The organism is Pseudomonas sp. NPDC089401 (assembly GCF_044749485.1).
Lineage (GTDB): Bacteria > Pseudomonadota > Gammaproteobacteria > Pseudomonadales > Pseudomonadaceae > Aquipseudomonas.
In genome coordinates, this window is sequence record NZ_JBIVIA010000001.1 from 845159 (window position 1) to 858919 (window position 13761).

Annotated in this window: 12 protein-coding genes; 8 read left to right on the top strand and 4 right to left on the bottom strand. The window is 61.9% G+C overall.

Going from position 1 to position 13761, the window contains the following annotated elements; genetic code table 11:
• Positions 1 to 11: 11 nt before the first annotated feature.
• The 3 genes from ACIP21_RS03915 to ACIP21_RS03925 all read left to right on the top strand — a co-directional run bounded on the left by ACIP21_RS03915 (position 12) and on the right by ACIP21_RS03925 (position 4361).
• A complete protein-coding gene (locus ACIP21_RS03915) occupies positions 12 to 914 on the top strand; it encodes a LysR family transcriptional regulator (protein ID WP_400684159.1) in 903 nt (300 codons plus the stop codon).
• Positions 915 to 1024: 110 nt separating this feature from the next.
• Complete coding sequence (locus tag ACIP21_RS03920) at positions 1025 to 2479, top strand: YfcC family protein (protein WP_400684161.1); 1455 nt, start codon at positions 1025 to 1027, stop codon at positions 2477 to 2479.
• Between the two features lie 43 nt (positions 2480 to 2522).
• Positions 2523 to 4361, top strand: coding sequence for a CocE/NonD family hydrolase (locus ACIP21_RS03925; RefSeq protein WP_400684164.1), 1839 nt, complete (start codon positions 2523 to 2525; stop codon positions 4359 to 4361).
• A gap of 4 nt (positions 4362 to 4365) precedes the next feature.
• Here ACIP21_RS03925 and ACIP21_RS03930 read toward each other — a convergent pair whose 3' ends face one another.
• From ACIP21_RS03930 to ACIP21_RS03940, 3 genes are all read right to left on the bottom strand, one after another.
• Entirely contained in the window at positions 4366 to 5136 is a 771-nt protein-coding gene (locus ACIP21_RS03930; RefSeq protein WP_400684166.1) for a class I SAM-dependent methyltransferase, read from the bottom strand.
• 479 nt (positions 5137 to 5615) lie between these two features.
• Positions 5616 to 7013, bottom strand: a complete 1398-nt coding sequence (gene gabP, locus ACIP21_RS03935; RefSeq protein ID WP_400684168.1) for a GABA permease — start codon at positions 7011 to 7013, stop codon at positions 5616 to 5618.
• Between the two features lie 102 nt (positions 7014 to 7115).
• Positions 7116 to 7661 (bottom strand): heme-degrading domain-containing protein, encoded by a 546-nt coding sequence (locus ACIP21_RS03940; protein WP_400684171.1) that lies wholly within the window; start codon positions 7659 to 7661, stop codon positions 7116 to 7118.
• 285 nt (positions 7662 to 7946) lie between these two features.
• Between ACIP21_RS03940 and ACIP21_RS03945 the strand changes: the two genes are divergently transcribed.
• A complete protein-coding gene (locus tag ACIP21_RS03945; protein ID WP_400684174.1) occupies positions 7947 to 8780 on the top strand; it encodes a transporter substrate-binding domain-containing protein in 834 nt (277 codons plus the stop codon).
• Between the two features lie 69 nt (positions 8781 to 8849).
• Positions 8850 to 9620, top strand: a complete 771-nt coding sequence (locus tag ACIP21_RS03950; protein WP_400684175.1) for an SDR family NAD(P)-dependent oxidoreductase — start codon at positions 8850 to 8852, stop codon at positions 9618 to 9620.
• 35 nt (positions 9621 to 9655) lie between these two features.
• On the opposite strand, the gene ACIP21_RS03955 is transcribed toward ACIP21_RS03950, so the two are convergent.
• Positions 9656 to 10444, bottom strand: coding sequence for an SDR family NAD(P)-dependent oxidoreductase (locus tag ACIP21_RS03955; RefSeq protein WP_400684178.1), 789 nt, complete (start codon positions 10442 to 10444; stop codon positions 9656 to 9658).
• 415 nt (positions 10445 to 10859) lie between these two features.
• Here ACIP21_RS03955 and ACIP21_RS03960 point away from each other — a divergent pair, with 415 nt between their 5' ends.
• From ACIP21_RS03960 to ACIP21_RS03970, 3 genes are all read left to right on the top strand, one after another.
• Complete coding sequence (locus tag ACIP21_RS03960) at positions 10860 to 11693, top strand: substrate-binding periplasmic protein (protein ID WP_400684181.1); 834 nt, start codon at positions 10860 to 10862, stop codon at positions 11691 to 11693.
• 68 nt (positions 11694 to 11761) lie between these two features.
• The gene (locus ACIP21_RS03965) at positions 11762 to 12778 is read left to right on the top strand and encodes a 4-hydroxyproline epimerase (protein ID WP_400684182.1); all 1017 of its coding nucleotides are present in this window, start codon (positions 11762 to 11764) and stop codon (positions 12776 to 12778) included.
• Between the two features lie 153 nt (positions 12779 to 12931).
• Entirely contained in the window at positions 12932 to 13663 is a 732-nt protein-coding gene (locus ACIP21_RS03970; RefSeq protein ID WP_400684185.1) for a GntR family transcriptional regulator, read from the top strand.
• Positions 13664 to 13761 lie beyond the last annotated feature (98 nt).

Sequence of the window (13761 nt, forward strand, 5' to 3'; positions counted from 1 at the left end):
GGGAGCAGGAAGTGAACCTCAAGCAACTCGAAGCGTTTCAAGCCATCATGGCGACCGGCTCCACTATCGGAGCAGCTACCCGGATGGATCTATCCCAGTCAGCTGTCAGCCGGCTTCTGACACAGCTGGAAGATCACTTGGGTTTCTCGCTTTTCCTGCGTCGAAAAGGTCGATTGATGGCCACGCCCGAGGCGGAAGAATTGCTTGGCCAGGTCTCCACGCTTGTCGACAACCTCCAGCGTGTGCAGCGTCTGGCAGACGAACTCAGGGTGGGGCGCTCCCGACGCAGCTTGCTGCGGGTGGCGGTACCGACCAGCATGACTCATCACCTGCTACCCAACATCGTGGCCGAGTTTCTTCGTGAACGGGAAGACGTCGTAGTTGAGATCCTTACCGGAGGCTACGACACCTTGGAGCGTGCTGTTCTGGACCGCAGCGCAGACTTCGCGTTTGTCCGCTTGCCTGCAGAGCTTCCAGATTTCGAGGTACAACCGGTGCTGGAGACCGAGGGCGTCTGCGTGATGCCTGAGGGGCATCCTTTGGCAGAACTGTCCGAGGTCACTGTTGATCATCTTCGAGAGGTCCCCCTGGTGCTGTTGGGGCGGCAACGCAATCTTCGCTCGGAACTGGACCAGCGTTTTCGCGAGGCGCGTGTGACCCCGCAGGTGCGGGTCGAAGTTCACTCTGTCAGTGCAGCCTGTGCATTCGTTGCAGAGGGTATGGGCGTCTCGATCATCAACGGATTGCTGGCCCGAGACACGGGGGGGCTTGCGCTTTTGATCAGGCCTCTTCGACCCATGCTGGCGTACCGGTTCGGTTTGATTTTCCGCAAAGATCAACCCCGATCCCGACTGGTCGAGGCGTTCGCACAGCACATGAGCGAGCGACTCAGAGCGATCTCGAATGACAGATAACGCATAGGGCAACCCGGATCATTCATAAGATTGAGCGATCACGATGGGTTGTTCTAGTGTGCCGCCATAACGCCTGGGCACCCCAAGAACAACAATCGAGAATGCGCACTATGAACCGTTCCCACGCTCCGTCGGCTATAGCCGAAAAGGCTGATGAGGCTTCACCTTCCAGCCCCGTTTCCAGCAAAGCTTCCAGACAGCTCAACCCTGCATTGATTCTGCTGAGCATCGTTTTCATGGCGCTCGCATTCACCTACTTTGTTGACTCCGGCCAGTTTGAGCGCAAGGACATTGCGGTTGTCCCTGGTTCATACCAGACGCTACAAAAGGACTCCGGCTTCGCTCAGTTGTTCTCTGTGGAACCACGCGTTGCGAATGCAGAGGTAGCACGGCCTGTTTCCCTGGTGGAAGCCTTCATGGCGATTCCGCAAGGCATCGAGAAACGTGCCGGGCTTATTTTCATGGTGTTGTTCATTGGCGGGATGTTCGGTGTGCTGAACAAGGCTGGCGCTATCGACGCAGGCCTTGAGAGGATCCTGGGCCTGACGAAGGGCAACATCTACGTTCTGGTTCCCTGCCTGATGCTGGTGTTCTCTGCCGGGAGCACTTTCATGGGCCTGGCGAAGGAATTCATCCTGATCGTGCCGCTGATGGTTGCGATGGCCAACAGGCTTGGCCTTCCCAACATCATCGGTTTGGCGATAGTCGCCATATCCGTCAAGGTCGGCTACCTCGGTTCGATTACCAACCCCGTGGCATTGGCAGTTGCTCAGCCTCTGGTTGGCGTGCCCATGTTCAGCGGCCTCGACATGCGGGTGGTGACGTACCTGACCTTCCTGGTGGTCGGTATCGCTTTCGTGCTGTTCAGCATTCGCCGCCACGGCTTCGATAGCACAGCCCAGTTTGACTTCAGGCAATCACGCCTTCACCCGCGTCACGCTGCCAATCTCATCCTCCTGGCACTCGGTGTGGGATTTCTGGTGTATGCCTCGAACCAGTGGCATTGGAAGTATCCAGAGCTCTCCGCGTACTACCTGGCCTTGAGCATGGTATTCACTGTCGTTGCTGGCATCGGCGCCAGCGAGGCTGCCGGCGCCTTCGTCGATGGCATGAAAAAGGTGTTGATGGCCGGGGTGCTGATCGGCCTTGCTACTGCGGTGGAAATCATCCTGAGCACGGGCCAGGTGCTCGACACTATCGTCAACCACCTTTCGGAACTGGTCGGCGAACACGGGCCGCTAGTCTCGGCCTTCGGCATGTTCTTCGCGCAGCTAGGCCTGGATGTGCTGATCCCTTCCACATCGGGTCAAGCCGCTGTGACCATGCCGATTTTCGGCCCGCTTGGCCAACTGTCTGGCGTCACCCCGCAAACCACGGTGTACGCCTTCCTGCTGGGGAATGGACTGACCAACCTCATTACGCCTACCTCCAGCGGTTTGCTGGTTTTGCTGGCAACGGCCCAGGTGGGCTGGGGGCAGTGGGCGCGCTTTATCTGGCCACTCTTCCTTGTCTTCACCGCGATTGCGCTGGTACTGCTCAGCATCGCTGTCTTCGTCGGTTACTAATCCAGGGGCTGCCCCGGCAGCCCGGCAATTCAGAGTCGCAAACATGCATGCTATGAAAAACCTGATGGTGCCGATGCGCGATGGCGTTCGGCTGGCCACGGATATCTACCTGCCCGACGCCACGATCACGCCGCTTCCGGTGATCATTGAACGCACGCCATACAACAAATCCATGCCTTCCCGTTCGGAGAAGCGTCTCGACGGACACCATCTCGGTCGAGAGGAGATGGCCGCTGCGTTTGCCGCCAAGGGTTTCGTGACGGTGTTCCAGGATTGCCGTGGGAGATATGGATCTGAGGGTGACTTCGTCAAATACGTCAACGAAGCTGAGGACGGCTACGACACGCTTGCCTGGCTGGTAGAACAGCCCTGGTGCAATGGCCGAGTCGGCAGCATGGGGCTCTCCTACGCTGCACATACTCAGTTGGCCATGGCCTGCCTCAACCCACCAGGTCTCTGCACGATGGTGCTCGACTCGGGTGGTTTCGCCAACGCTTTCCAATGCGGCATTCGCCAAGGCGGCGCATTTGAACTCAAGCAGGCCACCTGGGCCTACAAGCAGGCCAAGGAAAGCCCGGCAGCAAAGGCCGACCCGCTCTTGCGAACATCGCTCGAGAAGGAAGACATACATGCGTGGTTCGCCAACATGCCCTGGCACGCCGGGCACTCTCCCTTGCGTCATGCCCCCGAGTACGAGGATTACCTGCTCGATCAATGGCGACGCGGTAGCTACGACGCTTATTGGACGCAATTGGGTATCTGCGCCGATCACTATCGCGCCAGCATCCCCGATATCCCAGTCCTCCACATGTCCAGCTGGTACGACGCCTACGTCAGTTCCACGCTGGAAAACTTTCATGCTTTCACCCTCCACGGTAGCGCGCCCCAGCGCTTGATCATGGGGCCATGGCTTCACGGCGACAGGAATATCACCCACAGCGGTGACGCCGAGTACGGATTGACAGCCGCATTCGATGGCCATGTAGAGGACGACTGGTTGGCTTGCCGCTTGCAGTGGTTTGAAACCCACCTGCTTCAATCAGCCTCGGCCCTGCGTTCGTCTCAACAGGTGCAGGTGTTCATCATGGGAGGCGGGTCGGGTCGCAGGGACGAGAACCTGCGAATCGACCATGGCGGAGAGTGGATGACGGCCAACCATTGGCCGTTGCCCGGTAGCGAGCAAAGGGTGCTGTACCTCCACGCTGACGGCGCTCTGCGAGAGGCTTTGCCTGCAACACCCGCCAAGCAGAGCTATCTGGCAGATCCCCTGAGCCCGGTGCCAACCATCGGTGGGGCGCTTACTTCAGGTGCTCCTGTATTTGCCGGTGGTGCATACGACCAACGCGAGTCGCCCCGTTTCTTTGGCGCCCGAGGTGATAACCGCCCATTGCATGCAAGGGCTGATGTGCTCAGCTTTGAAACCGAGCCCCTGACGTCTGACCTTGTGGTTGCCGGTAGCATCGAGTTCGAGCTCTGGGTGGAGACAGATGGCCTCGACACCGACTTCACCGCAAAGCTCGTTGACGTGTACCCGCCGAGCATTGATTACCCGGGCGGCTTCGCCATGAACATCACAGACGGCATCATCCGTGTCCGGTACCGCGAGTCCTGGAGTGAACCTTCACCCACCGTGCCTGGGCAGTGCTTCAAGGTATCGATCACGCCATTCGCCACCTGCAATCGCTTCAAGGAAGGTCATCGCCTTCGCATTGATATTGCGAGCAGCAATTTCCCCCGCTTCGATGTGAACCCAAATAGCGGTGAGCCTGAAGGGCTGGCTGCAAACAAGCGGGTAGCTCGGAATACGGTTCATATGAGCAGCGACAAGCCTTCACATGTCACCCTGACCGTGCTCCCCCCCTGGCGATTTCGAGCGAGCTAGCCCCTCAGCCAAGTCGATGGCAGAGGTAGGCCTGGGTCTGGTAGGGAAACGCGATGCTTGCCTGACCCCGCAGCGCCGGATGCGTCTGGATCAGTTCGCGCAGTTGCTGGGTAACCTCGGCCTTCTCTGCAGGCGGCAGGCTGGCGATGAAGCTGACCGACAGAAAACGATCCATGATCACCGTTTCGGCACTGCCGACGTGGGTGTGGTCGAAGCTTGTCGGTTCGGGCGCTGTGAAGCCTGAGCCATCGAACGCATCGCGCCATTGGCCGGTATGAAAGCGCGGTGTGTCGCCCTCGTAAGGTGTGATGATCCGGGTAATCGCCGCGACCCAATCGACCGATTCGTCCCGTACGTTCCACACCAGCCCCAGGCGCCCGCCAGGCGTGAGCACTCGATGGATCTGCGCCAGTGCCTGGGCGTCTGCGAACCAATGGAAGGCCTGGGCGCACAGCACCACGTCAGCGCTGGCAGCGGACAGGGGCATTGCCTGGGCGGTTCCGGCAAGCACCTCGATGCCGGGCACACTCTTGGCGAATTCCTGGCGCATTGCATCGATGGGCTCGACGGCAATCAGCCGGTCAGTCAGCGGCTGCAGCAGGCGGGTGAACTTGCCAGTGCCGGCGCCGAGGTCGATCACGCGTGTTTGCCGGTCGATCATCAGCGTCTGCTGCAGCCAGCTGGACAAGGCTACAGGGTAGGTTGGCCGGCCCTGGGTGTAGGTCTGGGCCTGGCGGGAGAAGCCGGTCTGGGCGGCGTCATGGACGGGAGGCATGCGAGGTGGCTCCTGACAGGGTTGGTGATGGGCGAATTGTAGAGGCCGTGGGCTGGGGTGAAGATGAACAAATGCCTTTCAGGCTCGCTGGAGGTTGCTATCGACCCGGAGCAGACACTGGGTTGGCAATCGCCACTACCTGTCACCAGCAAGCGAAACGCTGACTCTGTGGGAGCGGGCTTGCCCGCGAACACCGGCACAGCCGGTGCCATCCACTGTGATGTCGTCTTCGCGGGCAAGCCCGCTCCCACAAGACTCCTATTGGACTCAACGGTAGCTCCGGGTCGAGAGCTGCCGGTCGCGAGTGACCGCTTTCGACCCGATGCCACCGACCAAACGCCGCTTGCATACTATCCACGACTTCTGTGGCCGCGGTCGGGCTTATGAGCCCCCAACAAAATCCACCGTTGGTCCCGGCGGAACCAACGGTCAATCCTGACGAATCAATCAAACAGCACAATGGAAAAGAGGGTTGACGGTCATTCAGGCAGCGGAGCCCGTGCTTTGGGCTGCGCCGTGGAGGGGTGCGAAACTTTGCGCGCGTTCAGCAGCCCCAGGCAGATGATCAGGATCGTCAGCAGCCCCGTTGCGGTGATTTCCGGGCGATAGGCCGGGATGAAGAACATGCTGATCAACGCGCCACTGATGAACACGATCACCAGCCAGGTCAGCCAGGGGAACAGCCACATGCGCAACTCCAGCGTCTTGCCGGCAGCCAGCAACTTCTTGCGCAGGCACAACTGGGAAATGGCAATCACCAGGTAGACCAGCAATGCCACCGCCCCTGAGGTCGAAAGCAGGAACTTGAACACGTTCTCAGGCGCGAAATAGTTGATGAAGGTCGCCACCACGCCGAGGGCCGTGGTGCAGGCCACGGCGGCGAGCGGCACTTTCGCCGGGTTGACGCGCTTGAGGAAGCGCGGCGCATCGCCGCGTTGCGCCAGCGAGTAGAGCATCCGCGAACCGGTGTAGACCTGGGAGTTCATGCAGCTGGCGACGGCCAGCAACACCACCACATCGATGATCAGCTTGGCATTGGGAATCCGCATGATCTCCAGTGCACGCTGGAACGAACCCACTTGAGGCAGGCGTGGGTCGTTCCACGGGACGATGGACAGGATCATCACGATCGAGAGCAGGTAGAAGACGCAGATGCGCCACACCACCGAGTGGGTCGCGCGGGTGATCTGCCGGGCAGGGTTCTTCGATTCGGCGGCCGCGATGGTCACCACCTCCGCCCCGATGAAGCTGAACATCGTGGTCAGCATCGCCCCGACGATCGCGCCCAGGCCATTCGGCGCAAAGCCGCCGTGCAGCGCCATCAATTGGCCCATACCGCTGACCTCGCGCTCGGGCAGCAGGCCCATGAGCGCCGCGCCGCACAGGGCGATGAAACCGATGATGGCGACGATTTTCACCAGGCCGAACCAGAACTCGAACTCGCCGTATCGGGCGACACTGAAGAAGTTGGAGCAGGTCAGCAGCAGGATCAGTGCCGAAGCGATGATCCAGGTGTCCACGGCCGGTAGCCAGGCATTGATGATGTTCGCCGCGGCAATCGCCTCCAGCGGAATGGCCAGCACCCAGAACCACCAGTACAGCCAGCCGATGCTGAACCCGGCCCAGCGGCCGATCGCGCGGTCCGCGTAGGTGGAAAACGAGCCCGTATCCGGGGACGCCACCGCCATTTCACCCAGCATCCGCATCACCAGCACGACCAGTGCCCCGGTGAAGAGATAGGCCAGGAGTGCGGCAGGGCCTGCCTTGGCGATGGCATGGCCGGAGAAAACGAACAGGCCGGCGCCGATGACCCCGGCAATCGACAACATGGTGACGTGACGCTGCTTCAAGCCAGGTGCAAGTGAGGTGTTGGACATGGATAGACTCGTTAATTGTTATTGGAGCGTTCTGATCCGTAAACGGACAAAGCCTGCGCGCCGTGCCGCAAGGCCGGGGTGCAACGAGCAGTTGCCTGCAGGCTAGCGCGGCGCCTCGGCAGGCAGCGCCAGCGCGTCCCGGTCCTGGCCGAGCATTTCGCACAACGCCTCGACGATGAGCTGATGGTCCTGGCGGTCGGGAAGGCCTGAGACGGTGATGGAGCCGATCACCCCTGCACCTTGCACGGCCAGCGGAAAGCCACCGCCGACACTCGCGTAGTCCGCTGGCGAGAGGTAGTAGCGTTGGCTGATGTCGAGGTTTTCCAGGGCCAGTTGATGCTTGATCCGGTAGGAGCTGCGCAGGAAGCGCTGCACGGTATTGGCCTTGCGCCTGACCCAGTCATGGTTGTCGGACGTGATGCCGGGGCGAGCGGCGAAAAACAACGGTCGGTCGAAACGCCTCACGTCGATCACCAGCGGCCAGTCATTCGCCGTCGCCCAGCCGTGGAGCAGGGTGCCGAGTTGCCACGCGATCTCTTCATCGAAACGCGGAAACTGAAGGATTTCTTCCTGCCGAATCAAAAGCGCCAGTTCGTCTTTCAGATTCATGTCGATCTCCTGTTCGCCGGCCGTCTGCGGCCAAGGCATCACTGTTCCTTACAGCTTGAGTGGAAAGGTTTGGTGAGTTAAATACATTTTTTCTCACGCTAAGATGCTGGATTGCTTTCGCATGCAGACATCCTGCCCGCCGCGCCCCGAGCGCTATGGTTTCCCGCAAATAGCTACTTTCCTGACCCTTGGTTCAAGGCCGTGAAAGGACATTGACAGTGTCTATCATAATTTCTATTTTGAATGCAGTCATGCACACAAAAACGCATGCAGCTGTGCGCCGTACCTTCCTGCCAAAAACAACGATTATCAGTGAGGTCCCACATGTCTCTTCCAATCCCGTCTTCCCTCAAAGCGCTGGTGCTGGGCGTTGGTCTTTGCGGCGCTTTGCTGGGCCAAGCGGCGGCCCAGGCCGCTGAAAATTCGATTTGGCAAGACGTGCAGAAAGCCGGTGTGTTGCGCTGCGGCGCTGCGGTGGCTGCGCCCTATGTGATGCGCGATGCCAAGACCGGGGACTACAGCGGCTATTTCGTCGACCTGTGCCGTGACTTCGGCGAACGGGTGTTGAAGGTCAAGGTGGCGTTCGTCGACACCAACTGGGACAACCTGGTGGCCGGCCTGCAGAGCAACAAGTGGGACCTGGCCATGGCCCTGAACCAGACCCCCGAACGGGCGCTGGCGGTGTCTTTCACGGTGCCTGCGACCGACTACCAGGTCTCGTTGCTGGCGAACAAGGACAACCCCAAGCTGATCGAACTCAAGGACGACATCGCTGCCCTCGACAAGCCGGACATCACCTTCGCTGTGATGTCAGGCACCGCACAGGACAAAGCCATCTCTGCGGCGGTGCACAATGGCAAGATCATGCGCCTGCCCGGCATGGACGAGGCGCGTCTGGCCGTCATGTCCAAGCGCGCCGACGTACTGGTCGATGCCAGCGACACCAATCACCTCTTCGCGCTGGCGAACCCCGGCTGGGCCCGGGAGATCCTGCCCAAGCCAGCGCTGGCCAAGCAGGGCGTGTCCTTCGGCGTGCGTCGCGATATCTCCGCGGCAGACCTCGAGGTACTGAACATCTACCTGCGGCAACGCCGCGACACCGGCGAGATCCAGCAACTGGTGGACAGGGCGTCGGTCCAGGCCAATTCGGCGAAATAACGTATTTCAGGGCCGTCCCGGCGAGCGGGGGCGGCCTGCGACGTTTTCAACAATGCAAGGTGAATACAGATGAGCGACCCAACACGTCCCCTGGCGGGGCAAACCGTTCTGGTAACCGGGGCCTCCGGCGGCATCGGCGCAGCGATTGTCGAGCGCCTGGCTGCCGAAGGTGCGCGTCCGGTGATTCACTACAGCCGCGATGCACAAGGTGCGCAACAGCTACTGGAGCGCATCGGAGGGCAAGGCTGGATCGTGCAGGGTGACCTGAGCCAGGAGGCGGGCCCTGAGCAATTGTGGCGCGCGGCACTGGAGCTCTGTGGTGGCAGAATCGATGGGCTGGTGAACAATGCCGGCATTCGTACCGAAATTGCCCTGGACGCACCATCCACTCAATGGCGCGAAGCATGGCGCCGTGAATTCCAGGTCAATTTCTTCGCCGCTGCCGACCTCTGCCGTGAGGCGGTTGCGCATTACCGCAGCCACGGCGGCGGGCGCATCATCAACATGGCCAGCCGTGCGGCGCAACGCGGCTATGCTGCCGATGCCCTGCCTTATGGTTCGAGCAAGGCGGCGCTGATCAACCTGACCAAATCGCTGGCGCGCAGCGTGGCAGGCGAGGGCGTGGTGGCGGTGGCGATCGCACCGGGCTGGGTGCGCACCGACATGGCCGAGCAATTCGTCGCCCAGCACGGCGAGGCTGCTGCGCTTGCCGATATCCCTGTCGGGCGCATGGCCAGCCCGGCGGAAATCGCCGAACTGGTCGCCTTCACCCTGCGTCCCTCGCAGGCGTCGCTCAATGGCGCCACCCTGGACGTCAATGGCGGTAGCTACATCCGCTGAGGCCTCAGCGGGGCCGCCAGGCGGCCCCGTCTGGTTCAGCCGGGTTGCGAGGCGTAGGCCGCGTAAGCCGAGGTCACCAGCCAGCCGCAATCCACCGGCAGGATCGCCCCGGTGATCGCAGAGGCACCCTTCGAGCAGAGAAAGTGGATGGTTTCGGCCACCTCCGCCGGGTCGACGAAGCGGCGCAGGGCCGACTTGTCGATCACCGCCGCCGGGTCGCGCTCGCCGCTGTCGATCCGCGCCTGCATGGCCGGCGTCAGGGTATAGCCCGGCGCCACGGCATTCACCCGCACACCGTGCGGCCCCCACTGCGCCGCCATCACCTGGGTCAGCATGTGCAGCCCGGCCTTGCCGACGGCATAGCCGATCTGCGCCGAGGGCCGGAAGCTGGTCAGCGAGCACAGGTTGATGATGCTGCCGGCGCCCACCTCGCACATCGGCCGGGCCAGTGCCCTGGAAACCAGCAACGTGCCGCGTACGTTGACGTTCTGCAGGCGGTCGTACTCCTCGATATCCAGGTCGAACAGGTGCACCGCGTTCTGCAGCAACCCCCCTGAGTTGACCAGCACCTGCGGCACGCCATGGGTGTCGAGCACCTGCCTGCAGAACGCCTCGACCTGCGCTTGCGAGGCGACGTCGAGCCGCTGCGCGTATACCGCCGCGCCGGCATCGCGCAGTTCGCCCGCCAGGCGTTCGGCGCGCTCGAGGTTGATGTCGCCGATCACCACGGTATGGCCTGGTTCACGGGCAAAACGACGCACGGCTGCCTCGCCGATGCCGCTCGCTCCGCCGGTGACCACGATGACTGATTGTTGTTCGGACATGTGCGCCTCGATGGGAATTGTTGATTGTCTGGATGGCCGAGAACATCAGTCTGAAAGTGTCATGCATTGTCGATCTGATGTCGACATTACTGTTGTTCACTCCGTCATCGTTGTCAATCCATGGGAAGCATAGGGGCAGATTGGAAATTTTAAATTCATGTAAATCATGCAGATAAGTAAGCATTGGATTTATGGGAATGAAAAATCGTTGACAGATGTCGGCAAAGGGTCGACAAAATAATCGGGCGAAGAGGAGGGGTTTACCGGCACGGCGACAGGGCTGAAACGTCGCGGCCGGCACCCTGTGCGGCTGCACGGGGTGAGCAGGGAAGAGAGAAGAAACCGAAGCGATGCGTCAACGACACTGCCTTGAAACTGTGTGGTTTCCCAATTCGAATAATAGAGAGGCTATGAAATGTTCCAGGTCCCTTCGAAATGGCTCAAAGCGCTGGCCGCCGTCTCACTGCTGGTGGCTGTTCCCGCTGCTTCGGCGCTGGCCGCCGACGCTTCCGACAGCTGGAAGGCTGTGCGCGAGGCCGGTGTGCTGCGCTGCGGTGCGGCCACCTCGCCACCCTACGTAATGCGCGACCCCAGGACCGGCGACTACTCGGGCCTGTTCCCCGAGCTGTGCAAGCAGTTCGGTGAGCAGGTGCTCAAGGTCAAGGTGCAGTTCGTCGACACCAGCTGGGACAACATCGTCGCCGGGCTGCAATCCGAGAAGTGGGACCTTTCCCTGGCGCTCAACGATACCCCCGAGCGGCGCAAGGCCATCACGTTCTCCAAGCCGGCGATCGGCTACAGCGTCAACTTCGCCTACAGCGGCAGGAACCCGAAACTCGCCGGGGGCGTCAACAGCATGGCCGATGTCGACAAGCCCGGCATCAACGTCGCGGTGATGTCGGGCACGGCCCAGGACAAGGCCGTGTCGGCGGTGCTCAAACAGGCCAGGATCGTGCGCCTGCCGGGCTTCGATGAAACCCGCCTGTCGCTGATGTCCAAGCGCGCCGATTTCCTCGCCGACGACAGCATGACCAACACCTTGCTGACCTCGGCCCATCCGGACTGGGCCAAGACCTTCACGCCCACACCGAAGCTCGCCGAGCAGGGCATCAACCTGGGGCTGAACAAGAACACGCCGGCTGCGGACATCGCCGTGCTGGATGCCTTCATCGAGGCGAAGATCAGCTCGGGCGAAATGGACAAGCTGACCCAGCAGGCGGTGGACGTGTCGCTGGCCGCCAGCAACTGATCCCTGCGGCGCCTGCACACGCCGTGCAGGCGCCGTCCTTCCTGTCACCCACTGAACCGAGGAAGCCCATGGCTCGTTCCCTCTACACCTGCATCGAAGGCCACACCGGCGGCATGCCGGTGCGCATGGTGATCAGCGGCGCACCCGCGCTGCAAGGCGCCGACATGAATGCGCGGCGGCTGTACTTCGTCGAGCACTACGACTGGCTGCGCCGCGCCCTGATGCTCGAACCCAAGGGCCACCCGAACATGTCGGGCACGCTGTTCTATCCGCCGTTGTCGGCAAACGCCGACTTCAGCCTGCTGTTCATCGAAACCTCGGGCTGCCTGCCGATGTGCGGCCATGCCACCGTGGGGTCGGTGACCTTCGCCATCGAGGCCGGGCTGGTCGAGCCCAGGACGCCGGGCGTGGTGGTGATCGATGTCCCGGCCGGGCAGGTGACCGCCCGCTATGAATTCGACGGCGAGCGGGTGACCGGCGTGCGCTTCACCAATGTCGCCTCGTTCCTGTTGCACAAGGACCTGAAGGTGAGCATTCCCGCGCTCGGCGAGCTGAGCCTGGACGTCGCCTACGGCGGCAACTTCTACCCGATTGTCGAGGTCCAGCCGAACTTCCCCGGTGCCGAGCACTTCAGCCCGGGGCAACTGCTGGAGATGGGGCGGCAAGTGCGCGACCAGGTCAACCTGGCAGTGGAAGTGGTGCATCCCGACTTCCCGCTGATCCGTGGCGTCAAGCACTGCATGTGGACCGGGGCTGCGCAGGCCGAAGGCGCCCATGGCCGCGGTGTGGTGATTGCCGGTGACCAGATCATCGACCGTTCGCCCTGCGGTACCGGCACGTCGGCCAGGGTCGCCCAGCGCCATGCCCGCGGCCTGCTCGAAGTGGGGCAGCCGTATCGCCATGAAAGCATCATCGGCAGCAGCTTCATTGGCCGCGTCGAGGCCGAAACCGCCTTGGGCTCAGGCTTGCCGGCGGTGTTCCCGAGTATCGAGGGGCGTGCCTGGGTCACCGGCCGCAGCGAGCATTACGTGGACGATTCCGACCCGTACGCCACCGGCTTCAGCCTCGACGACTTCCAGCCGTAGCGCAGGGGCTGGAGTCGCGGGGAGAGGGGTTGTAACCTGTCTGGCAGCCTGTACGCCATGGTGTCGGCACTTTGTCGACACCAGGGCGGTGCGGTATAGTGCGTCTTTGCAGTCAGGCCGACACGTGTTGCCTGCCCTCTAGGAACCCGGATCATGGCCAAAGTAACCGAACCGCAAGCTCAGAAAGCAACCGGCGCCTCGCGCGTCTACGCCGTGCTGCGCGATGAAATCCTCACCATGAAGCTCGCCCCGGGCACGCCGCTGGATGAAATAGGCCTGTCCGAACGCTTCGACCTGTCGCGCTCGCCGATCCGCGAGGCGTTGGTGCGCCTGTCAGGCGACGGCCTGGTGTCGATCCTGCCGAACCGCAGCACCATCGTCTCGCAGATGGATTTTCGCCGCATTCCCGAATTTCTCGATGCCCTCGACCTGCTGCAGCGGGTGACCACCCGGCTGGCGGCCCTGCACCGCTCGCCCCTGGAGCTGGCCGACATCCGCACCGCGCAGAAGGCCTATGAAAAGGCGATTGCCAACTGCGTCAAGACCGGCACCAGCCAGGCGATGATCGAGAAGAACTACGACTTCCACATGGCCATCGCCAGGGGCGGGCACAATGTGTACTTCGCCGACCTGTACCGGCGTCTGCTGGAGGAGGGCAGGCGCATGCTGCACCTGCACTTCGAGTTCCAGACCCTCGACGAGCACATGACGGCCGAGGAGATCGGCCGGGATCACGCGGCAATCGTCGATGCCATCGCGGCAAAGGATGCCGACCTGGCCGAAGAGCTGGCGCACCAGCATGCGGCCCAGTTCAAGGGCAGGTTCATGCAGTTCCTCGACCGCAACATCACCGCCAGCATGCCGCTCAACTACCCGCAGGCCTAAGCCCCGCAATCACGGGCCGTGTAGGAGCGGCCTTGTGTCGCGAAAGGGCTGCGCAGCAGCCCCAGGATTTCAGCACTCATGCAGAGATTGCCGGGGCC

What these genes read in the sequence shown, in the direction of transcription:
- ACIP21_RS03945 (WP_400684174.1), top strand. Translation starts at nt 7,947, where the DNA reads ATGTCTCTTCCAATCCCGTCTTCCCTCAAAGCGCTGGTGCTGGGCGTT.
- ACIP21_RS03970 (WP_400684185.1), top strand. Translation starts at nt 12,932, where the DNA reads ATGGCCAAAGTAACCGAACCGCAAGCTCAGAAAGCAACCGGCGCCTCG.
- ACIP21_RS03965 (WP_400684182.1), top strand. Translation starts at nt 11,762, where the DNA reads ATGGCTCGTTCCCTCTACACCTGCATCGAAGGCCACACCGGCGGCATG.
- ACIP21_RS03920 (WP_400684161.1), top strand. Translation starts at nt 1,025, where the DNA reads ATGAACCGTTCCCACGCTCCGTCGGCTATAGCCGAAAAGGCTGATGAG.
- ACIP21_RS03925 (WP_400684164.1), top strand. Translation starts at nt 2,523, where the DNA reads ATGCATGCTATGAAAAACCTGATGGTGCCGATGCGCGATGGCGTTCGG.
- ACIP21_RS03955 (WP_400684178.1), bottom strand. Translation starts at nt 10,444, where the DNA reads ATGTCCGAACAACAATCAGTCATCGTGGTCACCGGCGGAGCGAGCGGC.
- gabP (WP_400684168.1), bottom strand. Translation starts at nt 7,013, where the DNA reads ATGTCCAACACCTCACTTGCACCTGGCTTGAAGCAGCGTCACGTCACC.
- ACIP21_RS03950 (WP_400684175.1), top strand. Translation starts at nt 8,850, where the DNA reads ATGAGCGACCCAACACGTCCCCTGGCGGGGCAAACCGTTCTGGTAACC.
- ACIP21_RS03960 (WP_400684181.1), top strand. Translation starts at nt 10,860, where the DNA reads ATGTTCCAGGTCCCTTCGAAATGGCTCAAAGCGCTGGCCGCCGTCTCA.
- ACIP21_RS03930 (WP_400684166.1), bottom strand. Translation starts at nt 5,136, where the DNA reads ATGCCTCCCGTCCATGACGCCGCCCAGACCGGCTTCTCCCGCCAGGCC.
- ACIP21_RS03940 (WP_400684171.1), bottom strand. Translation starts at nt 7,661, where the DNA reads ATGCCTTGGCCGCAGACGGCCGGCGAACAGGAGATCGACATGAATCTG.